At 50.9% G+C, this 23211-nt stretch carries 27 protein-coding genes; 19 read left to right on the plus strand and 8 right to left on the minus strand.

Features of this window, described 5'->3' with window-relative positions:
• Window positions 1–46: 46 nt before the first annotated feature.
• Both AC14M5_RS04490 and AC14M5_RS04495 read right to left on the minus strand, forming a co-directional pair.
• Window positions 47–688, minus strand: coding sequence for a response regulator (locus AC14M5_RS04490; protein ID WP_484028437.1), 642 nt, complete (start codon window positions 686–688; stop codon window positions 47–49).
• On the minus strand, window positions 681–2090 hold the full coding sequence (locus AC14M5_RS04495) for an ATP-binding protein (protein ID WP_484028438.1): 1410 nt from the start codon (window positions 2088–2090) through the stop codon (window positions 681–683). The genes AC14M5_RS04490 and AC14M5_RS04495 overlap by 8 nt, the downstream gene beginning before the upstream one ends.
• Before the next feature lie 269 nt (window positions 2091–2359).
• On the opposite strand from AC14M5_RS04495, the gene AC14M5_RS04500 reads away from it, so the two are divergent.
• The 6 genes from AC14M5_RS04500 to AC14M5_RS04525 all read left to right on the plus strand — a co-directional run bounded on the left by AC14M5_RS04500 (window position 2360) and on the right by AC14M5_RS04525 (window position 5710).
• Window positions 2360–3766: a c-type cytochrome gene (locus AC14M5_RS04500; RefSeq protein WP_484028439.1), complete on the plus strand. Its 1407-nt coding sequence runs from the start codon at window positions 2360–2362 to the stop codon at window positions 3764–3766.
• Window positions 3767–4094: 328 nt separating this feature from the next.
• Window positions 4095–4268, plus strand: coding sequence for a zinc ribbon domain-containing protein (locus AC14M5_RS04505; protein WP_484028440.1), 174 nt, complete (start codon window positions 4095–4097; stop codon window positions 4266–4268).
• A gap of 40 nt (window positions 4269–4308) precedes the next feature.
• Window positions 4309–4566 (plus strand): zinc ribbon domain-containing protein, encoded by a 258-nt coding sequence (locus AC14M5_RS04510; RefSeq protein ID WP_484028463.1) that lies wholly within the window; start codon window positions 4309–4311, stop codon window positions 4564–4566.
• Window positions 4567–4602: 36 nt separating this feature from the next.
• Window positions 4603–4947 carry a zinc ribbon domain-containing protein gene (locus AC14M5_RS04515; RefSeq protein ID WP_484028441.1) on the plus strand — a complete coding sequence of 115 codons (345 nt, stop codon included), beginning with the start codon at window positions 4603–4605 and terminating at the stop codon, window positions 4945–4947.
• A gap of 170 nt (window positions 4948–5117) precedes the next feature.
• Entirely contained in the window at window positions 5118–5444 is a 327-nt protein-coding gene (locus tag AC14M5_RS04520; RefSeq protein ID WP_484028442.1) for an ArsR/SmtB family transcription factor, read from the plus strand.
• Between the two features lie 23 nt (window positions 5445–5467).
• Window positions 5468–5710, plus strand: a complete 243-nt coding sequence (locus AC14M5_RS04525) for a DsrE/DsrF/TusD sulfur relay family protein (RefSeq protein WP_484028443.1) — start codon at window positions 5468–5470, stop codon at window positions 5708–5710.
• Between the two features lie 568 nt (window positions 5711–6278).
• Here AC14M5_RS04525 and AC14M5_RS04530 read toward each other — a convergent pair.
• The 6 genes from AC14M5_RS04530 to AC14M5_RS04555 form a co-directional block, all read right to left on the minus strand.
• Window positions 6279–6935, minus strand: a complete 657-nt coding sequence (locus AC14M5_RS04530; RefSeq protein WP_484028444.1) for a response regulator — start codon at window positions 6933–6935, stop codon at window positions 6279–6281.
• Window positions 6932–9181: a sensor histidine kinase gene (locus tag AC14M5_RS04535; RefSeq protein ID WP_484028445.1), complete on the minus strand. Its 2250-nt coding sequence runs from the start codon at window positions 9179–9181 to the stop codon at window positions 6932–6934. Before AC14M5_RS04535 ends, AC14M5_RS04530 begins: the two co-directional genes overlap by 4 nt.
• A gap of 196 nt (window positions 9182–9377) precedes the next feature.
• Complete coding sequence (locus AC14M5_RS04540; protein WP_484028446.1) at window positions 9378–10025, minus strand: hypothetical protein; 648 nt, start codon at window positions 10023–10025, stop codon at window positions 9378–9380.
• A 151-nt stretch (window positions 10026–10176) separates the two neighbouring features.
• Entirely contained in the window at window positions 10177–10494 is a 318-nt protein-coding gene (locus AC14M5_RS04545; RefSeq protein WP_484028447.1) for a hypothetical protein, read from the minus strand.
• 1 nt (window position 10495) lies between these two features.
• Window positions 10496–10927, minus strand: a complete 432-nt coding sequence (locus tag AC14M5_RS04550) for an SRPBCC family protein (protein WP_484028448.1) — start codon at window positions 10925–10927, stop codon at window positions 10496–10498.
• Between the two features lie 83 nt (window positions 10928–11010).
• Window positions 11011–11901, minus strand: coding sequence for a c-type cytochrome (locus tag AC14M5_RS04555; RefSeq protein ID WP_484028449.1), 891 nt, complete (start codon window positions 11899–11901; stop codon window positions 11011–11013).
• A gap of 281 nt (window positions 11902–12182) precedes the next feature.
• Here AC14M5_RS04555 and AC14M5_RS04560 point away from each other — a divergent pair, with 281 nt between their 5' ends.
• From AC14M5_RS04560 to AC14M5_RS04620, 13 genes are all read left to right on the plus strand, one after another.
• The gene (locus AC14M5_RS04560) at window positions 12183–14855 is read left to right on the plus strand and encodes a heavy metal translocating P-type ATPase (RefSeq protein ID WP_484028450.1); all 2673 of its coding nucleotides are present in this window, start codon (window positions 12183–12185) and stop codon (window positions 14853–14855) included.
• Window positions 14856–14953: 98 nt separating this feature from the next.
• The gene (locus AC14M5_RS04565; RefSeq protein WP_484028451.1) at window positions 14954–15265 is read left to right on the plus strand and encodes a DF family (seleno)protein; all 312 of its coding nucleotides are present in this window, start codon (window positions 14954–14956) and stop codon (window positions 15263–15265) included.
• A gap of 1 nt (window position 15266) precedes the next feature.
• Window positions 15267–15899, plus strand: a complete 633-nt coding sequence (locus AC14M5_RS04570; RefSeq protein ID WP_484028452.1) for a class I SAM-dependent methyltransferase — start codon at window positions 15267–15269, stop codon at window positions 15897–15899.
• 1 nt (window position 15900) lies between these two features.
• Window positions 15901–16278, plus strand: coding sequence for a cupredoxin domain-containing protein (locus tag AC14M5_RS04575; RefSeq protein ID WP_484028453.1), 378 nt, complete (start codon window positions 15901–15903; stop codon window positions 16276–16278).
• A 15-nt stretch (window positions 16279–16293) separates the two neighbouring features.
• Window positions 16294–16500, plus strand: a complete 207-nt coding sequence (locus AC14M5_RS04580; protein ID WP_484028454.1) for a hypothetical protein — start codon at window positions 16294–16296, stop codon at window positions 16498–16500.
• Window positions 16501–16835: 335 nt separating this feature from the next.
• On the plus strand, window positions 16836–17486 hold the full coding sequence (locus tag AC14M5_RS04585) for a FixH family protein (RefSeq protein ID WP_484028455.1): 651 nt from the start codon (window positions 16836–16838) through the stop codon (window positions 17484–17486).
• Between the two features lie 18 nt (window positions 17487–17504).
• Window positions 17505–18884 (plus strand): 4Fe-4S binding protein, encoded by a 1380-nt coding sequence (locus AC14M5_RS04590; protein ID WP_484028456.1) that lies wholly within the window; start codon window positions 17505–17507, stop codon window positions 18882–18884.
• 97 nt (window positions 18885–18981) lie between these two features.
• Window positions 18982–19182: a hypothetical protein gene (locus AC14M5_RS04595; RefSeq protein ID WP_484028457.1), complete on the plus strand. Its 201-nt coding sequence runs from the start codon at window positions 18982–18984 to the stop codon at window positions 19180–19182.
• 152 nt (window positions 19183–19334) lie between these two features.
• Window positions 19335–19778, plus strand: a complete 444-nt coding sequence (locus tag AC14M5_RS04600; protein ID WP_484028458.1) for a PCYCGC motif-containing (lipo)protein — start codon at window positions 19335–19337, stop codon at window positions 19776–19778.
• A gap of 3 nt (window positions 19779–19781) precedes the next feature.
• Window positions 19782–20258, plus strand: a complete 477-nt coding sequence (locus tag AC14M5_RS04605) for a cupredoxin domain-containing protein (protein WP_484028459.1) — start codon at window positions 19782–19784, stop codon at window positions 20256–20258.
• A gap of 3 nt (window positions 20259–20261) precedes the next feature.
• On the plus strand, window positions 20262–21617 hold the full coding sequence (locus AC14M5_RS04610) for a 4Fe-4S binding protein (protein ID WP_484028460.1): 1356 nt from the start codon (window positions 20262–20264) through the stop codon (window positions 21615–21617).
• A 75-nt stretch (window positions 21618–21692) separates the two neighbouring features.
• Window positions 21693–22670 carry a c-type cytochrome gene (locus AC14M5_RS04615; RefSeq protein WP_484028461.1) on the plus strand — a complete coding sequence of 326 codons (978 nt, stop codon included), beginning with the start codon at window positions 21693–21695 and terminating at the stop codon, window positions 22668–22670.
• Between the two features lie 9 nt (window positions 22671–22679).
• A complete protein-coding gene (locus tag AC14M5_RS04620) occupies window positions 22680–22958 on the plus strand; it encodes a hypothetical protein (protein ID WP_484028462.1) in 279 nt (92 codons plus the stop codon).
• Window positions 22959–23211: the final 253 nt, after the last annotated feature.

The raw sequence follows: 23211 nt of genomic DNA on the forward strand, positions 1-23211 counted from the left end.
GGGCGGTGAAGTGTCTGGTTGATTCCCGTGTGCCTCATTAGATGATTTATTCAACTTCATGGCGCCGGGCCATAAGTACGGCGGCATCCAGTCTGCTGCGGACGTGCAGTTTGCCTAGTATGTTTGTCATATAATGTTTGATCGTCTTCTCAGCCAGATGCAGGCGTTCGCCAACTTGACGATTGGTCAACCCTTTGGCAACAAGTTGTAGGATCTCGCGCTCACGTTCGGTAAGTTCAGTTAACGGGTCATAGGGGCGGCCACGCGTCATTTCCACCAGCATTCCAGCAGCCAGGGCGGGGGTAACGTACACCTCACCATCTGCCACGGTGCGGATGATATCCACCAGCTCACGCGCTGAAACTCCTTTTAACACATAGCCTCTTGCTCCTGCTTTGAACGCCGAAAGGAGATCATCCTCGTGCTCTGAGACAGTGAGCATGACAATTTTTGCGGCGGGACAGGCTACTGCGATCTCGCTTGCAATTGCCAGGCCTCCCCGTTCTGGCATGGCAATATCCAGCAGAATTACATCTGGCAGCAATTCACGAGCAAGCTCCAGAGCCTCCTCGCTTGTGTCAGCCTGTCCGATGACTGTGATATCCGTTTTTCCCATGAAGGAGTGTATGATACCCTCGCGAAAAAGCGGGTGATCATCAGCGATCAAAACACGGATAGGGTCACTCATTTTCTACCTCCAATAAAGTCAATGGCAAACGTGCACGGATCAGAGTTCCATTATGTTGTGCACTCTTCACTTCAAAGGTTCCGGCAAGTATCTCTACGCGTTCGCGCATTCCGATCAAGCCCAAATGTTCCTCCGCAAGAACATCCTGTTTATTGAACCCCGGCCCATTATCAGAGATTTCAGCGATCAATTGATCCTCTGTGCCTCTAATGGTTACCTGTTGCTTTGCTCCATCGGCATGTTGAAATCCGTTTGCAAGGGATTCCTGCAAGATGCGATAAAGGGTGATCTTGACCGAAAGTGGTGCATCAACGGGAACATCCTTTACCGTCAGCGCCACCATCGTATTGGTTTTGCGTTCATAATCGCGGACAGCCCGCTCGACAGTTTCTGTGATCGATAATTGCCCGATCTCCGGCAGGCGTAAACCAGCCAGGATGGCACGCATATCGGTCAATGCGGATCGAAGGGCGGACTGGATCGTGCCAAAGTCATCATTGGCCGCTTTTCTTTTAACCAGAGATGCTATACAGGCTGTACATGCATCAGCGAGCTCATCGATTCGCAGAAGGGCCAAGGCAAGGTCCTGTCCGGGGCCATCATGCAGATCTGCCGCGATTCGGCGCAGGAAGCGTTCGTTAAGTGCTGTGGTGCGGGCGGCGGCGCGACTCACCCGCGCATGCAACTGTTCATTCTGAGTCAGCAGGTTCGTAAGTTGAGCTACTTTTTCCTGGAGGTCTTTCTGTTGCGTAAGGATGGTGTTGCTGGCTTTGTTGACCAGCCCGGCTTGCAAGAGATAAATAACAATGGTGGATACTGCCACTACCACCCAGCTTCTCAGTTGCGCGGTCTGGATTTCACCCTTCAACTCATCCATCGTTTGATAGAACTCGATCACTGCAATTACTTTGTTATCACCCTCGATCATCACTGGTGTGTAAGTCTCAATTAATCGCGACCACCTTTGTTGTTCGTAGAAATTTTCGTCTCTGCTCAGGTCGCTGATTTCCGTATATACATCGCCATCAAAGGCTTTTTTCAATCCACCATCTATTGGAAATTGACGCCCAACGAGAGCCGGATTGGTGCTGTAGAGGATGCGGCCATCGGGGCCCCACACTCTGAAAGCCACAATGCGCTGACCGAGCGGCGTTGTTGTCAGCAAGAGATCAACCTCAGTGTTATGCGAGTCATTTGAGGGATCTGTATCCACTAGATATTGCAAATGATGGGAGATCAAACTATCCACATACAATGCTGTTACCGCGGCGGTGCGATGTATGACGCCGATTTCGATTTGCTTGCCCACCCATGTACCGATGATCAACATTCCGCTGAACAGAATGAAAAAGCTGATCAGCAGGAATTGACGGGCAAGACTTAAGCGAGTGAAAGCGAACATAAACACCTCTTAATGATTTCATTGTATCGCCTATCGTCTGAGATGACGATGGACTAAGGTCTGAATTTTTGCTTGACAATTGTCCCTGAAATTTCCCAACCTTTGCCCATTCCGCAACTCACTTCCGGGGAGGAGAATCAATACAAACTTCGAAATACCGTCGATTTTATTGCCCCTGCTTGCCCAGCCAGGGCGTAAATGTAAGATCATGGCTTTTAGGATAATTCTGTTTTTTGTCCCAGTCCCTTTTGTTTAATAGGAGAATGAAAATGGAAAATAAAAAGGTCACCCCTCTGCTTTTCACGATCATTGGCGTTGTAATGTTGATCCTGGCTGCCTGTGGGAGCCAGACACAGCTAACTGGGAATCCTGCCCGGGGCGGACAGTTATACGATGAGTGGTGGGTCATCCTTGAGACAGATGCCCCTACTGAGAATCAGCCCTTATGGGCCACCCAGACTACCAACACCCGTTCCGGCGGTGACACTTGGCGCTGCAAAGAATGCCACGGCTGGGATTACAAAGGCAAAGATGGTGCTTATGGCTCTGGCTCACACTTCACAGGCTTCGTTGGCGTAATGGGGATGGATGGAAAGAAGCCAGATGAAGTTCTCGACATTCTGAAGGGCTCCACCAACCCCGATCACGATTTTTCATCGGTGATGGATGAACAGTCATTGATCGACCTCTCATTATTCCTTAGCCAGGGCTTGATTGATGATGCCACCATTGTCAATGACGATAAGAGTCCACAGGCTAGCGGTAGTGCGGAAACGGGAAAAACAATCTTTGCACTTTGTGCAACATGCCATGGTATCCGAGGGACAGCCATCAACTTTGGTAATGAAAGCGAACCGGAATACCTTGGCACAATTGCAACAGATAATCCGTGGGAATTCGTGCACAAGGCCCGCTTTGGTCAGCCCGGGATCGGAATTATGCCAGCCGGTGTAACTATGAACAGGGAAACTCAGGAGTATATTGACCTACTATCCTATGTTCAGAGCCTGCCAACCACATCTCCTGTAACTGAGGGTGGCCGCCTCTATGATAAATGGTGGGTCGCGTTGGGAATGGAGGAAGCCCCCGCTGGAGACCATCCGTTGTGGGCCACCCAGACTACCAATACTCGTTCCGGGGGTGACACTTGGCGTTGCAAGGAATGTCACGGCTGGGATTACAAAGGCAAGGATGGAGTTTATGGTTCTGGTTCGCACTTAACCGGTTTTCCTGGCGTAATGGATGCCAGCGAAATGTCTGCTGAGGAATTGACGGCATGGCTTAACGGCTCGAAGAATTCTGATCACGATTTCTCAGCTTATATGGAAGAGGCTCAGATCAACATGTTGGTAGCCTTCATCCAGGAGGGTGTAGCGGATAGATCGCCTTACATCAACGCTGATAAGACCGTGAATGGCGATGCTGCACATGGTGAAACCTTCTTCAATTCCACATGTGCCCGCTGTCATGGAGCAGATGGAAAGACAATCAATTTTGGTAACGATGCTGAACCTGAATATCTTGGCACTGTTGGATCCGATAACCCATGGGAAGCCATCCACAAGGGTAGTTTTGGGCAGCCAGGTGAACAGATGCCTGCGGGTTCCAATATGGGTTGGACTATGCAGGATATTGCCGATGTGATTGCTTACCTCCAAACACTGCCGACGAAGTAAGCTGTCTCTATTCATAGGGATAAAAAATGGCCTATGTTTCATAGGCCATTTTGCTTAATCGAATCGGGCAGAAATTCGCTCGCGCGCCTCGTCTAATGGGCATACACCATTGTTATAGGCTTTAACCTTGAGCGGATATTGACTCGCATCCAACTACCCGTAAGCGGCTTACCACTAAAAGAGCATTCGACTCACCTTGAGTCGACTCTGCGCCAGCTCGAATGCACCAGGCAAGATCACGCTATGAATCTTTATTTGCTCTTTGTTTTATCTTTACGAAATCTTTATAATCAGTTGATATTCTTGGATCATCAAAAAGGAGTAAACCATGTTTCTGATGTGGATCGCCCCCTTACTGCTGATCGGATTGGTGGCCTACGCTGTTTCTGGCGATAAACTTGTGAGTGTTCTGAAACCTGTCTCCAGCCGCGCTTGCCCGCATTGCAATCATGCTGTGCAAAGTGACTGGAAGAACTGTCCGTATTGCGGACAGGCATTTTGAGGAGGTTGCTATGTGTGGATGTATGTTGATGCACGCGGCGATGAATCATGATGAGCATCAGACCGCTTCACAAACTGGAACCGCACCCCTTGCTGCTGTCCATTCCACTTCTGACCGACAGTGCGTTCATTGCGGTTTTCAGTTACAACAGGGATATGCGTTCTGCCCCAATTGTGGCATGAATTTGCGGGAAACAGAATGTTCAGCCTGCGGTCAAAAGATTGATTCTTCGTGGAAAACTTGTGCCTATTGTGGATCACCCCTCGGCGAGAGGCAGATGCACGCGACACATCAATAAGCAATACTATACTGTTGAATAAAAAGGATTATTAAAATGAAAAAGATTAACTGGTTGGTTGTTATAGTTGTTGGGCTGATTGCCCTCTTCCTCCTGTTTGGTGCGGGAATGTTTGGTGGGTGGGGCTACCGCGGTGGCTGGGGCATGATGGGACCAGGCATGATGGGTTGGGGTTACTCTCCGTTCGGTTGGATTGGTATGCTCTTCATGTGGATGATTCCTGTGGGCATCATTGTGCTGGCAGTGTTCGGCGTTGTCTGGCTCGTTCGGAATGTTGGAAACAACACAACACCATCTACGCAGACTTCATGCCCCAATTGTGGGAAGGGCACTCAGGCCGACTGGCAGAATTGTCCTCACTGTGGCACGGCATTGAAGTGATGAAATAACCTTTCAAAGCAATAGAATTTCGAGAGTATTTTCAGCCAACAGACTTCTGTTGGCTGAATGATTTAAAAAAAGGGGGAACGTATAAGCAGTCAGGCATACAGGCTTGACCGCATCAAATTCTAATATTAGAATATTCAGTAAATCTAATATATGAGGCAGGCATGACAGACCAACAATTATATGAATTACACGCAAGTATCTGCCAGACACTTGCCAACCCCAAGCGGCTGGAGATCATTAATCATTTGCGAGACGATGAAAAAACTGTTACCGAATTGATGGAAGTCATGCAGGTGAGTCAATCCAACTTATCTCAGCATTTGGGAACCATGCGCCAAAAGGGGATCGTTCTTGCGCGGCGGGATGGGCTCAATATCCATTACCGCCTGAGCAACCCAAAGATCATCAAAGCCTGTGACTTGATGCGTCAAGTCCTGCTGGAAAACCTGGAAAACGGCGCGGTATTGGTTGAAGGCAATCGCGCATAATATTCAACGGAAGAATAAATCTCATGACTGACAATATAAAGACATATCTCTTCATTATCAACGATGCCCCTTATGGCAATGAGCGTCCTTATAATGCCTTGCGCCTGGCGCTCAATCTCGTCAAGAAACCAGAGGCACAGGTACGAGTCTTCCTGATGGGTGATGGCGTTATGTGCGCCCGTAAGGGACAGAACACGCCCAATGGTTATTACAACATCGAACGCATGATCAAGTCGCTTGCCCAGCGCGGCAAGGTTGCAACCTGAGGGTCTTGCAGCGAGGCTCGCGGGCTCGAGCCTGAACTCAAGATTGACGACATTGTGGATGGGGGTATAGATTTGGCGGGACAATGGACGGTGGAAGCTGACCAGGTTCTCGTTTTCTAAAAACATCTCTATCAATGAAAATGGCCTATTGTTCAATAGGCCATTTTGCTTATATCGAATCAGGCAGAAATTCGCTCGCACACCTCGTCTAATGGGCATACACTATTGTTATCTCTTACAAGGTAGGTATCTCATGACTGTCCGTGACCCAGTTTGTGGAATGGAAATCGAACCCCAAGGCGCTTTTGCCAAGCGCGACACATGTCGTAGATGGAAAGACAATCGTTTTTAACGAGGCGAGTAAACCTAGGTATAACAATACTGTCGCGGCTGACAATCCTGGGGAAGACCTTCACCAGGGAAACTTTGATCGGCCCGGTAAAGCTAGGGCAGCAAGTTTACGCCTCCGCTCAATAGTGCCCACAAAATAGTCACTCTCCAATAACAAACTACAGTATAGCGGGAATTCCCACCATACTGTAGCTATGGTGAAGATAAGGTCGGGAGCTTATTTTCTCAGATCCCCATCACGGATTTGGGATGTTTTTCGCACCTTCACAATAGCCTCGCCTCGGCTGGCAACTTGTAGTTTGCTGAATATCGTTGACACCTGATTTCTCACAGTTTTAGGGCTCAATACCAACCTTTCCGCAATTGCCTGGTTGGTCAACCCTTGTGCGATGAGGTCGAGAATCTCGCGTTCGCGCGGCGTCAAATCGGGAAAAGGCTCTTTCGATTGAATGGATGGATTATCAAAATAATGGATCAACCGTTCTGCAACGCGTGGGCTGAAGATGGCCTCACCAGCTGCGGCGGCGTGGATGGCGCGCAGAGTCTCATCGCCCTCTGCTCCTTTGAGTAGATAACCGCGCGCGCCGGCGCGCATAGCGGCAAACAACGAATCGTCGTCGAGCATGGTGACGATCAGCACGGCAATTTCGGGATGGGCGCGTACGATCTGCCGCGTGGCTTCGATCCCGTTCACTTCGGGCATGTTGATGTCCATTAGAATCACGTCGGGATTTAATTCATGAGCGAGTTTCATCGTCTCACGTCCATCCGATGCTTCGCCGACGATTTTCATATCGGCCTCTGTTGAAAGTAGCGCTTTCATCCCAAATCGAAAAACAGGATGGTCATCGGCGATCAATACGCGTATGGTCATGTTCTCTCCAAGGGTAAAACAATAATCAGACGTGTTCCTTTGCCCGAAGTGCGCACAATGCGAAATGTGCCGCCCAACTCTTCGGCGCGCTCTCGCATGGCGCGCAAACCTACTCCGGCGCGATATTTTTGGGGCAACCCTGCGCCGTCGTCGCGGATTTCCAAACGCAGATCGCCATCCACACGCAAGTTGACGTGACATTCATTTGCTTCAGCATGGCGGATGACATTAGTGACGGCTTCGACCGCGATGCGATAGACTGCCGTCTCAACCGCCGCGCTCAACGAGGGGATATCTTCCTGCGCGTCCAGCACGACCCTCAGCCTGCTCTGCCCCAATTGAGTGAATCTTTCCCGCAACGCTTCCACCAATCCCAGATCGTCCAGGGCAGGCGGGCGCAGATCGTAGATGATGCGGCGAATTTCCTGCACTGCGCCTTGCGTTTGTCCTTTCAGGTCGCGCACAAGTGAGGCGGCCGCAGCGGGATCCTGCGTGATCAGTTTTTCGATGGCATCCAGCGTGAGGGACTGGCTTGCCAGCAACGGACCGATTTCATCGTGCAAGTCGCGGCGAATGCGGCGGCGTTCCTCTTCCCGTGAGGTGACCAGTTCCTGCCGCGAGCGCTGCAGATCGGCGGTCAGGCGGACGTTGTGCGCGGCGACTTCAACTTCACGCGCCAGGTCGGCCAGCAGGCGTCCTTCGTTTGGGGTGAAGGATTCGCCCTCAGAACGCTGAGCCAGCACCAGGTCCCCGAAAGATTCGTTCTGGTAGATGAGGGGAAATCTCGTAGCCTCACCCGGCTGGGGAGTCCCGTGCGCCGCAGCGAGGCGCGTTCCATCCCCATCTTTGAATTCAATCGCGACGTAGGGAAGTTTGAGCGTCTGCGCGATGGTCTCCACGATGGTTGGGAGCGTGGTCTCCACCGAACCCGCGGCTTCGAGTTTTTGTCCCAGCCGCGTCAACACGGCATAAGGATCGTCGCGTTCGCCGTACATCATGCGATTGACGAATGTTTGCAAGCGCTCGCGCATAGGTTGAAAGATCACCGCGACTAGGCCAGTGGTCAGGAAGGCGATGATCGTACGGTCGCGCACCTGGACGAGACTTCCAAGATAAGCGACTGTGAAGATGTAAAGCGCCATCGTGCTAACGGTTAGCGTGCCATAGACCAGCGTGCGGTTGATGATGACGTCAATATCGAAGAGGTGATGTCGCACGATGGCAATTCCAATTGCAATCGGGAAGGGCAATACCAGCAAACCGAGCGCATTCGTGCTGATGAGCGGGTGACCCAGGAGCAGTCCGGGCAATAGATACAGAAATATGCCGCCGCCGCCCGATACTAGCGCGGCAAATGTCACCCAGCGTAACTTGCGCCGCGAGTCGGGGTCACGATTCTTTCGATAGGAGACAACCATTACCCACACCATTAGCGCGAGATATACCAGGGCGAGAAAACTTTCGCCGGGAACCCAGCGTCTGATCCAGTCGAGCGCGCCGGCGGAGCCGGGCAGAACTGCCAGGAGATAGAACAGATAGAATGCGTAAGGCGAGGCGTACAAGAGAGGAATCATTTTTGGGTATTTCGATACGAGGGGCAGGGGCTGTGGGAAGACGAGGGCGAAATGCAGACCTGCCACCCAGAACAACATGTACGCGCCGAACGTCGTGGCTTTGAAAAGCCAGAACCCGAGGCCACTCACTATGTCGCTCACTTGCAATCCAAACGACCATGTTGTGGCGCTGAGAATGCCCGAGGCCCAGAGGAACAGGGCACGCGCGGCCGGATCGTTGGTGCGCCGCAGGAAAACGTAAGTGCCGATCAATTGGGCGATCAAGGCAAAGAGGATCGTGCTCCATTCACGCGACAGGATAATTTCAAGAGGGTAGCGGCCAAGAGTGACCGGAACTTCTATTTGTCGCCCGGCGCGAAGCACGGTGTAAGTTATTGTTTCTCCATATTGCCATTGCGGACGCTGGACACCGGGTTGAAACAACGCCTGCGCCCATGTTTCCAAACTTTGTCCATCAAATACCAACACCACATCGCCTTGCTGCAAACCCCCCGGTTGCTCCACGAGAGGCATGACGACCACACCCTCTGCCTGCCATACGTGCTCGCCCGGTTGCAAGCGCGCACCGTCTGACGGGGTGACAAGATGAAGCCACATGAACGCTACCGCGAGCAAGAGCAGGAAGAACGCAATCCACAAGGCGATGAGCGAGCGGCTGGAAATGGATCTCATCAGCCTGATTATAAGTTGGGTTGCACTCCTCCAAACCTTCCATTTTGCTGGCAAATTGATCCTGTGCGGCAGAATCTCTTTCAACGACGCGTCACAACTTTTCGAGGAGGCGGCTTTCGTTAATCATGACGAGCCGGGTAGTCGCGCGTTCGGGCGTGTTCCGCCTTGCGCGTGCAGCCTGTGATCCCGCGCCGCGCTAAGGGGCGTTTAGTGCTTGTGCATCCGCTCGCCGCGCGCCGCGAATTGCGGCGATGCCCGCGAACAGCGCGATGAGATAAGGTAGCTGCGGCGGGTAGAAGTCGTAGAGCTGCGCGCCAAAGAAGATGAACGCCAACATGAACAGGGCGCCGTAACCCACGTGGAGATAGCCGACCCAGCGCGGAAATTCTCCCCGCAAAAACGCCGCGCCCAGCAGTAGCAGCCCGCCCGCGGACAGCCAGGCAAACACGGCTTCCATCCACAGCAGGGTGCGCGACAGGTTGCTATCAGGGATGCGGAGATAGCAGTAGATCACCCAGAATGCACTCCCGATGGCAAACAACGTTGCCCCGGCCACCGGCAGGGTTTGGCGGCTGGTCAGCGCGAGGAGCGCCAGACCGGCCGCGGTCAGGACACCGGCCACGACGAACAACCAGTTGGCTGCGCGCCATGCGCCCGGGTCGGCGGAAATCGCCTCCACCGCCCGGTCGAAATCAAGTTCCTGCACCATCTGTTCGTCCCCAGCCCCGAAGTAGGAGGCTAATACCGCCGAGGCGGCCATCACCAGAACAAATCCTATAATGATCAGCAGGCCGCCCAACATTGCAACCGACCCACTCCAGCGAATGAGATTAGTGGTTGACATTTACTGTACTCCTTTTGTCTGCGGGACGCCGCCCAACACGGTTGGGTCCCATCGTGTCGCGCCGTTATCTGGCACTCGTTTTCTTGCCATAACGCAATCCCGCTGGCAGCAAAACGATGCAGGCCAGTCTCATACGTACGACAGTGCTACTCTATGCATTTGGCTTAATGAATCGAAAGTAGCCAAACGCTAATGCCAGAATTAGGCTAAATATCCATGCCGATCCGAGTGTGGGCCTCCCGTCAAGAGAGGCAGAACGTAGACGGCTACAGCCGCGACGTATCCCAGGAAGAAGACCAGGCAGAGATCGCGTCGGAGAGGACTGTCGTCCGCGCGTGCCGTAGCGATGGAGCAAGAACAAACCAGCAATGGGGGTGAGGATATTGATGGCGCTGCTCAAGAGGAACAATACAACCGAAATCCCGAGCGGACTGAGCCATTTGAACTCGAAAGCAATCTGTGTTGTCATATCATGCCTCCAGAATTTCCTTCAACTTTTTCATGTCGGCTTCCATCTGGCTTTGCTGTTGCTTCATTAGCATTGGCTCGGCCAGTTTGAAGAATCCGCCCGGCTCGGCCTCGACCACGTCGGTGACGTGCGTGCCTCCCTCCACCGACTCGAGAGTGGTGCTGCCCGACATCGGGAACGGGCCTGAGATTGATTTCCAAGCGTATTTTTTCGGTGGTTCGTAAGCAGTGACCTCGCCCTTCGTCTCCAATGTCATGCCCAGGGCTTTGATGTCGAACTTGTAGGTGGAGCCAACCTTCACTGGCCCGGCGGAGGTCATCCCGGCAGCGATCACACCGGTCATCCATTTGACGTTGTTCTGGAGATCCGTGACATAGGCAAAGACATCGTCAATGGGGCGATTGATCACAATGGAGGTTTGAAACGTAGCCATTTTGGTTGTCCTTTCTGTTTGATTCAACGCAGACAGGGCCCACTTCCTTGAGGAGTTCGCGGAGACCCGTCTGCTTTACGGAATCACTTGAGCGCGTCTTCCAACTCAGGCAGGGATTGCAGATACAAGTAGATCGCTTCGAGTTCATGATCAGATAATTGGGAAAGGTCATCCCAGGGCATACCGTTGCCCGTGTTTGTCCGCGCCGCGGCGACAAAAGTCTCCTGCGACCAGCTCCCGAACCCGCCGCCAGGGGTGATATTCGGTCCGGGAGGTGCGCCAGGTTCCGGGTTCTTTCCGCCTGCCAGTTCTGCACCGTGACAGTCGCGGCAACCTGCAACTTGTACCAAATAATCGCCATATTCCACTGTGGCGCCCGGTTCTACTACGGACGGACGTGAGCCAGTGTGGTCAATGAATTCAGCGGGCAGAGCCGCCTCGCCAAATGCCCCGCCCGCGACCAGAACCTTGGTCATGAATGTGAGGCGGATCTCTCCCAATTCGTTGTCCACGGGCGGAAGGCTTTTCAGATAAGCGATCAACTCCCCGAGATCCTCATCGTTCAAGTAGTAATAGTTGCCTGATGGCATTCCTAAAAGCGCCCTGCCTTCGTGTGGATCAATCCCGTGACGGATCGCAAGCACCCAATCGCCGTCGGTGAATTCACTGCCCGCGCCGCCCTCGCCTGGCGTCAGGTTGGGAGTTGGGATATATCCCAGCGTTGAATCATCTACGAGGACTTCACCGGATAAGTCATCGCCATGGCAACTCGTGCAACCCAGGGATGAAGCCCAGCGCTGGCCCGCCTCGATGGCTGCCGCGTCGGTGGGAATGGTGATGGCTTCAGGCTGGACGCTGTATATCCTGGCCGCCCGCGCATTCCCCATGAAATAGAGGGCGGTGACGAGCACGGCGATCAGCCCGATCAGGCTGCCCAGAACGATGCCGATCCATTTGAAAATTTTGCGTAACATTCTGCCTCCTATCCATGATTGGATGTTTGGTACTTCACGAAAGTTGAAGGGATCCCCGAGATCATTCGGGCTTCTCCCAGTCGTACTGATATTGCTAATATATGCTGTAAAGTGTCCCAATGTCATGAGGCCAGCGTCCTCATATGGCTGGGACATTTTGTCTCACGCCATGGGTTATGTCACATAAGCCATTTTGCTTATATCGAATCAGGCAGAAATTCGCTCGCACACCTCGTCTAATGGGCATACACTATTGTTATCTCTTACAAGGTAGGTGTCTCATGACTGTACGTGACCCAGTTTGTGGAATGGAAATCGAACCCCAAAGCGCTTTCGCAAAACGCGAGCACATGGGGCAGGCGTTTTATTTTTGCTCTCAATCTTGTGTGGATCAATTCGACAAGAATCCACAGCGTTACATGATGACTTCAGCAACGACAGGCTTCAACCCTGAGCGGATATTGACTCGGATCGAACTTCCCGTCAGCGGTTTGCCATTGACGGAGCATTCGACTCACCTTGAGTCGACTCTGCTCGCGCTCGAAGGCGTAAGCGGGGTAAATGTCAATTTGAAGACGGGCAGGCTTGAGGTCCAGTATGATGCAAAAAAAGTCGATGTGTCACAACTCATGAATGCAGTCAAATCCATTGGCTTTCAAGTCGGCGGGACAAGAGTCAAGATCGGCATCGAGAACTTACGTTGCGCATCATGTGTCAACTTTATCGAAGACGAATTGAAAGCCACACAGGGCGTATTGAAGGCAAACGTCAACATCGCCACGCAGGAAGCAACGGTGGATTATCTTCCGCAGAATACAACACTCTCGCAATTGAATGCTGCGATTGAAGCCTGGGGCTATAAGCCGCGAGCTGCATCCAGTAACGAGCCTGTGGACAAGCAGGCAGAAGCCCACGCACGCGAATATCGCAAGTTGATGAATAAATTTTGGTTTGCGGCTGCGGTGGCTTTGCCTGTGATGGCAACGGCATATTATCAGGTTGTACCATTCCTGCGCGACCTGAGCATGGACTCGTTGCGATTGTTATGGGGCATTACTGCATTGTTAACCTTGCCTGTCATGTTCTGGTCTGGCAGTGACTTCTTCACGGGTGGGTGGGCGGCATTCAAACATCGTTCGGCGAATATGAATACACTGATTGCATTAGGTACGGGCGCGGCGTGGTTGTATTCGACCTTTGCGATTCTGTTTCCATCGTTTTTTCCAGAAGGCACATCCGAACCATTCTATGATGTGGTTGCGGTGGTAATTGCGTTGGTTGTGTTGGGGCAGGCGCTTGAGCTTCGCGCCAAGGGACAATCCAGTGCGGCAATCAAAAAATTGCTGGGCTTACAAGCCAAGACCGCGCGCGTCATCCGCGATGGAAAAGAAATGGATTTACCTGTTGAAGAAGTTTTGGTTGGTGATGTGATCCAGGTTCGCCCTGGCGAAAAAGTTCCCGTGGATGGAGTCATTGTTGAAGGCAGTTCCGCTGTGGATGAGTCCATGCTGACGGGTGAGTCGCTGCCCGCTTCCAAGAAGATGGGTGATGAAGTTATCGGCGCGACCATAAATAAAACTGGCGCGTTCAAATTCCGCGCTACGAAAGTTGGTAAGGATACTGCACTGGCACAGATCGTGAAAATGGTGCAGGATGCACAAAATTCCAAAGCGCCGATTGCTAGACTGGCCGACATCATCTCTGGTTATTTTGTTCCCATCGTGATGATCCTGGCCGTGTGGACCTTCGTCATCTGGTTCGTGGTTGGGCCGCAGCCACAACTCGTTTATGCCCTGGTCACAAGCGTGACTGTGCTCATCATCGCCTGTCCATGTGCGCTGGGGCTTGCCACACCGATGAGCCTGATGGTCGGCATCGGCAAGGGTGCTGAACATGGGATTCTGATCCGCTCTGGCGAAGCCTTGCAAACCGCGCGCTCGATTCAAATCGTGGTGCTGGATAAGACAGGCACGATTACGAAGGGGAAGCCTGAGTTGACGGATACAGTTATGAGTGAGCAGTCGTCAGTAGACAGTGATCAGTTATTGAGGTTGGCGGCTTCGGTGGAAAAAGTGAGCGAGCATCCTTTGGCGCAGGCAATTGTGGAAGGTGCGCAGGCGCGTAAATTGGAATTCGCAGATGTAAAAGATTTTGAGGCCATTCCTGGTCATGGTGTATCGGCAAAAGTTGAAGGTAAAAGTATATTGATTGGCAATCTCAAATTGATGAACCGCGAGAATATTGCACTTGGTTCGCTCGAAGAAAAATCGAAGGCACTTGCTGATGATGGCAAGACTCCGATGTATATCGCAATTGATAACAAAGCCGCAGGCATCATCGCGGTGGCAGACACGGTGAAAGAAGATTCCGCTGAAGCAATCAAAGCCCTGCAAAGTTTGGGCATCGAAGTTGTGATGATCACAGGCGATAACCGCCGCACCGCCGAAGCGATTGCACGAAAAGTCGGTGTGTCACGCGTACTGGCGGAGGTTTTACCTGAAGATAAAGCGGGTGAAGTGAAACGTTTGCAGGTTGGAAAGTTTGAACGTTCAAACCTGCAAACGTTCCAACGTGAAACTGTGGTGGCGATGGTCGGCGACGGCATCAATGACGCTCCCGCACTCGCCCAGGCGGATGTCGGCCTCGCCATCGGCACAGGCACAGACGTTGCCATCGAAGCCTCAGATATTACGCTCATCAAGGGCAGCCTCAAGGGAGTGGTGACGGCCATCGAAGTCAGCCGCGCCACGATGACAAACATCTATCAAAATTTGTTTGGAGCGTTCATCTATAACACGCTTGGAATTCCTATCGCCATGGGATTGCTCTACCCATTCTTTGGCTTGTTGCTCAGTCCATTGATTGCAGGCGCAGCCATGGCGTTCTCGTCTGTGACAGTTGTTGGCAATGCCAATCGCCTGCGCGGATTCAAGCCCAAATTCAGCGCCAGGTAATTCACGGAGTCCAAAGTCTTCAGCCTTTGGACATGTGCGCAAGAAACAATTTCCAACGTCAGGAGACGTTGGACTCCGTAGAACGAAATGAGGTTGTGATGAAGATTGAAATACTCTACTTCGACGGTTGCCCCTCCTGGGGAGATGGCTTGAAAAATCTTGAAGCCGCCTTGCAGGAGGAAGGTCTAACCGCCTCTGTGAAAATGGTGAAGGTGGAGGATGATACAGACGCGGCACGCTTGAAATTTCTCGGTTCTCCATCCTTCGTCGTGAACGGTCATGATCTTTGGCATGAGGAACGTGAAAATTATTCATTGAGTTGCCGTGTCTATGCCACGCCTGAAGGCGTCAAAGGTTTTCCAACTGTTGCCATGTTGAGAGAACAACTCAAGCAGTTAAAGCAGGTGTAATATGACTCGCTATATTCCCGCTCTTAGCTTCAAATGGCTCACACCGCTTTACGATCCACTTCTCAAATGGGTCATGCGTGAGGAAACTTTCAAACGCAAATTAGTTCAGCAGGCAAACATCCAGCCAAAGATGAAAGTCCTCGATCTCGGTTGTGGCACAGGCACGTTGACCCTTATGCTCAAGCGCGCATATCCCGAAACCGAAGTCACAGGGCTGGATGGCGACTCACAAGTGCTGGACATCGCGCGCGATAAATCTCACGGCACAAGTATTCAATGGGATGAGGGACTCGCTTCTTCCCTCCCGTATCCTGATTCTGTTTTCGATAGAGTGGTCACCAGCCTTGTCATTCACCACCTCGCCACCGACGATAAGCGCCGCGCGTTCAAAGAGATTTACCGCGTGCTAAAACCGAACGGCGAATTGCACATTCTCGACTTCGGCGCGCCACATTCATCCCTCACACGCTTCATGACGAGCTACATGCGCCGCCTCGAAGAAGCCGCTGACAATTTCGACGGGCAGATTCCGCTCTTCGTAACAGAGGCAGGTTTCAGCGGAGTCAAAGAAGCGCAGCATTTCGTCACCATATTCGGTCCGCTATCTTTATGGCAGGCTGTCAAAGGAGCATGATATGTCATCCATCCAAATCTTTGTGATTTTTTCAGGGCTCGTTCTATCAATTCTCATTGCATGGTATTTCTGGTTCGCGCCCAAGGCACAGACACGTGCTGCCGTTTCAGAATCTGGCGCGCAGGAAGTGGCGATCACCGTGAAAGGCGGATACACACCCGATGTGATCGTGGTGCAAAAAGGACGACCTGTGCGATTGACATTCACGCGCCAGGAAAGCGCCGCCTGTTCGGAACAGGTGTTATTCCCAGATTTCAATAAGAGTTCACCTTTACCTGAAGGCGAGCCAACCACGATTGAGTTCACGCCCGATAAAGAAGGTGAGTACGGCTTTCAATGCCAGATGGGAATGCTGCGTGGCAAGTTGATCGTGGAGTAAAGAAAGGATGCAAAAATGAAAAACGGCAGAACGAATTTCTCCATACTTGCTTATCTCTCTGCCTTCATCATCGGGGTCATATTGTTCTGGTCTTTTGGAAAATACTGGCTTGACCTCACATCAATACTTGTTTTCCTGGCTGGGCTAAGCGGTGTGGCAGTATCCGTGCTTATCATTGGAACATGGAATATGCTCAAGCATTCAAACAGGCACAATAACTGACGTAGCGCAAGATGTCATCTTGCGCTACGGTCTTTTTTTATTATTTGTAATCCAAGTTGCTACCTTGCTGAATTTTTGTAAGTTTTAACGCAAAGACGCAGAGTCGCAAGGGAAAAAACAATAGAATCTTTGCGCCTTGGCGACTTTGCGTTAAGAATCTCGATTAAAAGCAGATCAAAAAGTGAAGGTAGCAACTTGCGTTATTTGTAACAAACGCCCTATGATGTTTGGCATCAGTCATTTAGCCTATGAGAAGTCACGCCATATCACGCTCTAAGGTTTGGGCCTGATACGATAAGATTTGCCAACTTTGATTAACAGGAGGCAAGTCTTTCATGAACAGAACGATGCTCAGAAGTACGGCGGTGTTATTGGTCACCGCCATTTTGTTGCTAACGACCAATATTGCATTAGCTGATGGCGGGGATGATGGGTATATTGCAACGGCAAACGGTTATCAGGTTGAATTGGTCTTCGGAGCGCCAGCTAAAACTGGCGATAACGAATTCCACGTTCAAATCACCGATTCAATGGACGTGCCCGTTCCAAACGCGGAAGTGGAAATATCCTGCCTGCCTGTTGAAGAGATGTCTGACCATGAAGAAGGTGTCAGTGCTGAGTCGCATACCTCAGACAGCATGAGCGGAATGGACATGCCAACCGAAGCTCCAACCGTAGATGGTATGAGCAGTATGCCTGGTATGGATCAGCCCGCGGTTGATGAGCATAGCGAAGAGCCGATCCTGGTCAGTTTGGATCCTGCACATGAATCGGGTGAATATACAGGCGAAATATCCCTCGATAAATCTGGGGCTTGGATCTTCAATGTTCATTTCACCGTAAATGGCGAAATGACAGAAGTTGAAATTCCCGTTGAGGTGGCCCGTACCACTTCCAATTATGGCATTCTAGCGGGCTTCTTTGGCTTCAATGTCACAGTGATCGCTGCTGCGGCCATCATGAAACGAAAACCCATTTCAAAATAATTTCCAAGAGACTATTTCATGACCACCCCTATCAAAATTCAAAATTTACCCCTATTGAACGGCGGCAACCTGCTCGGCAACAAATGGATTGACCGTTTCGTTAAAAGCCGCTGGTTCCCTGGCATTATCCAATGGCCGACCTTGATGGTTTTCATGCTCATCATGTTCCAATTGATCCTTGGCCCTGAAGCCGCACACGATAATTTTGGCACCGCCCTCACATGGGTGCTATGGTGGCCGCTGATCCCGATCATCTTTTTATTTTTAGGACGCTTCTGGTGTGCGATTTGTCCATTTGCAAAGATCAACGACCTGGTTCAAAAATTCGTTGGCAACAATCGTCCTGTTCCAAAGTTTCTGAAAAAATACGGCATCTGGATCATCGACGCGCTCTTCATCTTCATTACCTGGAGTGACCACGTTTGGGGTGTAGTGGAGAATCCGCTTGGCTCTGGCGTCCTAATGTTGACTCTTACAACTGGTGTGGTTGTCTCCGGCTCGTTCTTTGAGCGCCGCACTTTTTGCCGTTACGTTTGTTTCCTAGGTGGGCTTTCAGGAAATTATGCGCGCACCGGTATGTTGAGCTTGCGCGGGACACCCGAAATCTGCGCGACTTGTACAATCGCCGCTTGCTATAAAGGCACAGAGAAAGCACCAGGTTGCCCATTGTTTGAATTCCCCAAGACAATGACATCCAGTGCCAACTGCGTTATTTGTGGAGAGTGTATAAAAAACTGCCCCAATGACTCAATTCAGCTCACGCTGCGTGCGCCTACAAAAGAGTTATGGTTTATCCGCAAGCCTAAAATGGAAGAGGCGTTTTTGTCGGCAGTTATCATGGGCATCGTCTTCGTACAGAACGTGACCATGCTGGAAGTGTGGGGCTCCATGCTGAAGTGGTTGGAGCAGGTGACGGGCACAACCAGTTACGCCGTCACATTCAGCATTACCTTTGCGATTTCCATCATCATTCCAGTGGCTTTGCTGGGTCTGGCTTCCTGGATCGCAAGCAACTTCAACAAGGCTGCTCTGGTGGAAAACTTTGCCCGCTTCGGCTATGCCATCATCGCGTTGGACGTGGCTGGGCATATCGCTCACAACCTGTTCCATCTGTTGGCGGAGGGCAAGTCAATTTTTTACACCGCGCTCGGCCTCTTTGGAATGGAAGTACATGGCGCTTCGCCCGCCATTCTCGATATGGGCACAATTCAAGTATTGCAATTCGGCTTGATCGTACTGGGTTTCATTGGCTCCGTGTACACAGCTTATCGAATTTCCAAATCCAATCACCCAGATGGTAAAGTTTGGGGGACGTTTACTCCCTTTGCAGCCCTGATGGTCATCCTTACCATAATGAACGTAATCCTGTTCACGCTTCCGATGGCGATGCGTATGTAGCCCCATCTTTTTCCAATCTGGTATGCTCTGGCGCAGGATTTTTTTCTTGCGTCAGAGCCCTTATTATGTTATTTATATACAAAAGGATACCTCAGATTTGACCCAGAACATTCCCACCCCATTGCCTGAATATGAAACCGTCTGCGGAGGCAAGATTGAAGACCCGACGAAATATCCAAGCGCTATGTATCGAGGCGAGCGGGTCTATTTCTGCACCCGTGCCTGCTTGCGCGTCTTCGAGCAGGATCCTGATCCGTTCATGGCTGGCGAAGTGGAACATCCGCTCGAGGATGATTGATTGCAGACTTCGGAAGTCTCAAAGACTTCCGAAGTTTTTTTATGATGACATTCATCATAAGCCATTTGGCGCATAGCTTCGTCCGCCATACTGCGCTGGAGACAATCGAATTGTAAGGCTACTATTGGGCTATCCGATTGCGGAGGCCCAATATGTTTTCAAAGACAAGCAAACTCTTTATCTTTTTCCTGATCGTAGTTCTATTTTCAACCGCAATTTCCGCTTGTTCAACACAAAGCGGACCAGGCGATCTGCACATGCTGCCTATGGATCAAATGCCTGCGGAAGTACAGTCCGCGCCTGTGACGGTGCAAACAGCCTATCAATTCGCAGCGGCCAATCCCGACATCATGAAAGATATTCCCTGCTATTGTGGATGCGGCAGCATCGGGCACACCTCTAATTATGATTGCTATGTTTCGGAAGTGGACGCTCAGGGCAAAATTACTTTTGACAACCATGCCCTCGGCTGCTCCATCTGTGTGGACATCACGCAGGATGTGATGCGATGGTTGCAGGATGGAAAAAACGCACAGGATGCCAGAGCATACGTAGACGCAACCTATTCCAAATACGGTCCATCAAATATTCCCTAGCCCATGAACTCGCGCTTCTCTCTTCTCTTTTTTATAATGGCTGGATTGGTGGTGGCGTTCGCGCCGCTGCCAATCCAGCCCATTGCGCCTCAAGAGCGGGCCTTTCAGATTGATGCGCGACAATTTGCCTATTCTCCCTCCGAGCTTAGAGTCAACCCAGGTGACACGGTGACCATCCAACTCGTCAGCACAGACGTGGTACATGGGCTATACGTGGATGGTTACGATATTTCCGTTGAAGCCGACCCAGGCCAGACCGCAACATTGACCTTTATCGCAGACAAGCCAGGCTCTTTCCGCTTTCGATGTAATGTCACCTGTGGAGCCATGCACCCATTCATGATCGGAAAATTAAACGTAGGTTCGAATAATTGGCTTTATCGTTCTATTGGACTTGCGAGTCTTGTCGTAGTCGGATTATTTCCTCTTTCTTCTTTCCTAGCTGAAAGAAAGACGAAAGAAGAAAGAAATATTGCCTAAATTATGAATCGTATTGAACTTACTCGTAGTCCCTTCATAAAAAACGCACTGAAAAGCCGCTATCCCCAACTGACGGTATTCATTGTGATGTTGGCGGGATACGCCTTCGCCATTCTTGCAGGACTCATCGGCACACCAGTCGGGAGCCACAACTTCAGCATTGTCTTCGTATGGATCGCGTGGTGGGCGATCCTCATTCTCGTGGCCGTTCCATTCTTCGGGCGTGGATGGTGCGCAGTATGCCCGATCCCGCTCCCAGGTGAATGGTTGCAACGTGGAGCAATACTACGCCCTGAGCGGACGCTGAGCTTGTCGAAGCGGAAGTCGAAGGGCAGATGGCTTAATCTACGCTGGCCGAAATTTTTCCGCAATATATGGCTGCAAAATATTTCTTTTCTTCTATTAGCATTATTTAGCAGCGTTCTGCTCACTACACCGAACATTACAGGCATTGTTTTGGCAGCGATGTTATTCGCCGCGATTGGTCTTAGCACTATTTTCGAGCGCCGCGCTTTTTGTCGTTATCTCTGTCCAGTGGGCGGATTCATCGGTTTGTATTCGCAAACCGCACCTATCGAATTGCGGATCAAAGACAAGCAAGTCTGTGTAAGCTGTGAAGGCAAGCCTTGTTACAACGGCTCAGCAAATGGCTACGGCTGTCCGTGGGATGTCTTCCCTGGCGGACTCACAAAGAATACCTATTGCGGCTTATGCATGGAATGTATCCGCACCTGCCCGCACGATAACATCGCGATCAACCTGCGTCCGTTTTCTGCTGACCTTGCAAAGCCATCCACCAGAATGGATGAAGCCTTCAAGGCCTTCATCATGCTCGGCTCAGCCATGATCTATGCGGGAGTCTTACTTGGCCCATGGGGCGTGCTCAAGGATGCAGCCTACAACGTTGGCACAAGTGCATGGTTTATGTATGCCATTATTTTTCTCGCAACCATCTTTATCGTTCTTCCTGGCCTCTTTACACTTGGCATACTAAAAACGAAGAACACTCTTCCACTCAAACAACGATTTGCTTCTCTCGCAACCGCCCTCATCCCTCTTGGTTTGATGTTTTGGGTCGCATTCAGTCTATCCTTTGTGCTCACCAACGCAACCTACATCCTTGCTTCGTTATCCGATCCGCTTGGTCTTGGTTGGGATTTATTTGGCACAGCGAACGCCGCATGGCAACCCATGCTCACGTCCATTCTTGCACCTGCGCAAACACTGGCACTTGTTGGCGGGTTGATCTGGTCCGCACGAACAGCACGGAAAACTGCAAATGAAATAAAAACATCTTCAAGCCCTGTCATCGCATTTTGCTTCATTCTCACATTGGTTATGCTTTGGTTGTTGCTATGAAAACAGAGGTACCGCGACATTTATGTCGCAGCCTACTTGGGAGGGCGAGATAAATCTCGCCGTACAATATTTGCTATGAAACGCTCGGAACTCCTCTCACGTATTTTCGTAACGGTGGCAGTTATCGGCGCGGTTGGAACGCCGCTCTTCCTCTGGGCACGCACACCTCTCATCCATGCAAAAATCGCAGAAGATGGCGGCTGGAATCCCGATGTCATCCATGCGAATGTGGGTGAGCCGCTTCATCTGAAACTCACATCCGATGATGTTGTTCATGGATTCGGTGTTGGTCAAATGGATATGCAAAGTGTGGATGTGATGCCTGGCAAAGTCACTGACATCACATTGACTTTTGACAAGCCTGGGATTTATACATTCTTCTGCACACGCTGGTGTGGACTCAATCACTGGCGGATGCGCGGCACGATTGAAGTGTCAGGCGCTTCGGCCTCACCCGAACCTGTTTCGGTTCCAATGTATGTGACTCTCGGCCTCGACATTGACGCTCCGCACGAATCGCCTATTATCCCTGACCAAACACCCTCAGCGATTCGAGGTTATGAATTCGTTGTTAATTCTCCAATTCTCCAATCCTCCAATTACTATCGTTCACATTCACCATATCAAATATTTGATGAGCTAAGCAGCACATCGCTTACAGAATCACAACGCTGGGATTTAACCGCTTACATCTGGCAATCCAATACAACAAAAGAATCCCTTGCAAATGGGCAGCAACTCTATGCCCAAAACTGCGCAGCCTGTCACGGCGAGAATGGCGCAGGTAATGGAGTCTTTGCCGATGATCTTTCCGTGGCTGGTGAATTGTCCATGCAAACGATGGTAGGCGCGGAAGCTATGACGATGCAGACACCTGTGGATTTCACCAACCCAACACGAATGCTTGGTGCGAGCCCTGCACTGTTACAAGGAAAGATCCTGCGCGGCGGAATGGGTACAGGTATGCCAATGTGGGGCCCGATATTTACCGAAGAGCAAATCTGGGATTTGATCGCATATTTATTTTCATTCCAGTTTGAATATCAAAAGTAAGGAGGCTCAATGAGTAAAAAGAGCAAGAAGTACAGAAAGCAAAAGAGGAATTTCCCCTGGCCGCTTGTAGCCCTTGGTGGGGTTCTGTTGTTAGTAGCAGCATTCTTCTTCGCCAATCAAGGCGGCGGTAGCGGCACGCCCTCCATTGTGGTGGATCAGCAAAAGATCGATTATGGTGATGTGAAGTTCAATGTCAACAAGACCTTCGCCATTAAAGTAACAAACACTGGTGACGGCACGTTGCGTTTCAAGGAAGAGCCGTACATCGAAGTATTGGAGGGGTGCTGACCTCCTCAACTGACCATCGGTTCGATGGTACTCAAACCTGGCGAAAGCACAATTGTTGAATCAAGTGTCTTCATGATGCACGAAGGCATGGATGGCCCGCACAATTTCGGAGTTCATCTGAAAACGAATGATCCTGAAAACCCTGACCTCGTTGTGAATGTGTTGTCAAACTGGATTCCGTAAAATCTCGGATCTAAATTGTTTTACTACAATCGGCAGTATGACCATGGTCATACTGCCGATTGTCTTTTCT

The sequence above is a fragment of the Candidatus Villigracilis sp. genome (assembly GCF_057083605.1).

Bases quoted from the DNA above. Each gene is read 5' to 3' on its own strand.
- AC14M5_RS04490 (WP_484028437.1), bottom strand. From the start codon at position 688: ATGAGTGACCCTATCCGTGTTTTGATCGCTGATGATCACCCGCTTTTT.
- AC14M5_RS04495 (WP_484028438.1), bottom strand. From the start codon at position 2,090: ATGTTCGCTTTCACTCGCTTAAGTCTTGCCCGTCAATTCCTGCTGATC.
- AC14M5_RS04500 (WP_484028439.1), top strand. From the start codon at position 2,360: ATGGAAAATAAAAAGGTCACCCCTCTGCTTTTCACGATCATTGGCGTT.
- AC14M5_RS04505 (WP_484028440.1), top strand. From the start codon at position 4,095: ATGTTTCTGATGTGGATCGCCCCCTTACTGCTGATCGGATTGGTGGCC.
- AC14M5_RS04510 (WP_484028463.1), top strand. From the start codon at position 4,309: ATGAATCATGATGAGCATCAGACCGCTTCACAAACTGGAACCGCACCC.
- AC14M5_RS04515 (WP_484028441.1), top strand. From the start codon at position 4,603: ATGAAAAAGATTAACTGGTTGGTTGTTATAGTTGTTGGGCTGATTGCC.
- AC14M5_RS04520 (WP_484028442.1), top strand. From the start codon at position 5,118: ATGACAGACCAACAATTATATGAATTACACGCAAGTATCTGCCAGACA.
- AC14M5_RS04525 (WP_484028443.1), top strand. From the start codon at position 5,468: ATGACTGACAATATAAAGACATATCTCTTCATTATCAACGATGCCCCT.
- AC14M5_RS04530 (WP_484028444.1), bottom strand. From the start codon at position 6,935: ATGACCATACGCGTATTGATCGCCGATGACCATCCTGTTTTTCGATTT.
- AC14M5_RS04535 (WP_484028445.1), bottom strand. From the start codon at position 9,181: ATGAGATCCATTTCCAGCCGCTCGCTCATCGCCTTGTGGATTGCGTTC.
- AC14M5_RS04540 (WP_484028446.1), bottom strand. From the start codon at position 10,025: ATGTCAACCACTAATCTCATTCGCTGGAGTGGGTCGGTTGCAATGTTG.
- AC14M5_RS04545 (WP_484028447.1), bottom strand. From the start codon at position 10,494: ATGACAACACAGATTGCTTTCGAGTTCAAATGGCTCAGTCCGCTCGGG.
- AC14M5_RS04550 (WP_484028448.1), bottom strand. From the start codon at position 10,927: ATGGCTACGTTTCAAACCTCCATTGTGATCAATCGCCCCATTGACGAT.
- AC14M5_RS04555 (WP_484028449.1), bottom strand. From the start codon at position 11,901: ATGTTACGCAAAATTTTCAAATGGATCGGCATCGTTCTGGGCAGCCTG.
- AC14M5_RS04560 (WP_484028450.1), top strand. From the start codon at position 12,183: ATGACTGTACGTGACCCAGTTTGTGGAATGGAAATCGAACCCCAAAGC.
- AC14M5_RS04565 (WP_484028451.1), top strand. From the start codon at position 14,954: ATGAAGATTGAAATACTCTACTTCGACGGTTGCCCCTCCTGGGGAGAT.
- AC14M5_RS04570 (WP_484028452.1), top strand. From the start codon at position 15,267: ATGACTCGCTATATTCCCGCTCTTAGCTTCAAATGGCTCACACCGCTT.
- AC14M5_RS04575 (WP_484028453.1), top strand. From the start codon at position 15,901: ATGTCATCCATCCAAATCTTTGTGATTTTTTCAGGGCTCGTTCTATCA.
- AC14M5_RS04580 (WP_484028454.1), top strand. From the start codon at position 16,294: ATGAAAAACGGCAGAACGAATTTCTCCATACTTGCTTATCTCTCTGCC.
- AC14M5_RS04585 (WP_484028455.1), top strand. From the start codon at position 16,836: ATGAACAGAACGATGCTCAGAAGTACGGCGGTGTTATTGGTCACCGCC.
- AC14M5_RS04590 (WP_484028456.1), top strand. From the start codon at position 17,505: ATGACCACCCCTATCAAAATTCAAAATTTACCCCTATTGAACGGCGGC.
- AC14M5_RS04600 (WP_484028458.1), top strand. From the start codon at position 19,335: ATGTTTTCAAAGACAAGCAAACTCTTTATCTTTTTCCTGATCGTAGTT.
- AC14M5_RS04605 (WP_484028459.1), top strand. From the start codon at position 19,782: ATGAACTCGCGCTTCTCTCTTCTCTTTTTTATAATGGCTGGATTGGTG.
- AC14M5_RS04610 (WP_484028460.1), top strand. From the start codon at position 20,262: ATGAATCGTATTGAACTTACTCGTAGTCCCTTCATAAAAAACGCACTG.
- AC14M5_RS04615 (WP_484028461.1), top strand. From the start codon at position 21,693: ATGAAACGCTCGGAACTCCTCTCACGTATTTTCGTAACGGTGGCAGTT.
- AC14M5_RS04620 (WP_484028462.1), top strand. From the start codon at position 22,680: ATGAGTAAAAAGAGCAAGAAGTACAGAAAGCAAAAGAGGAATTTCCCC.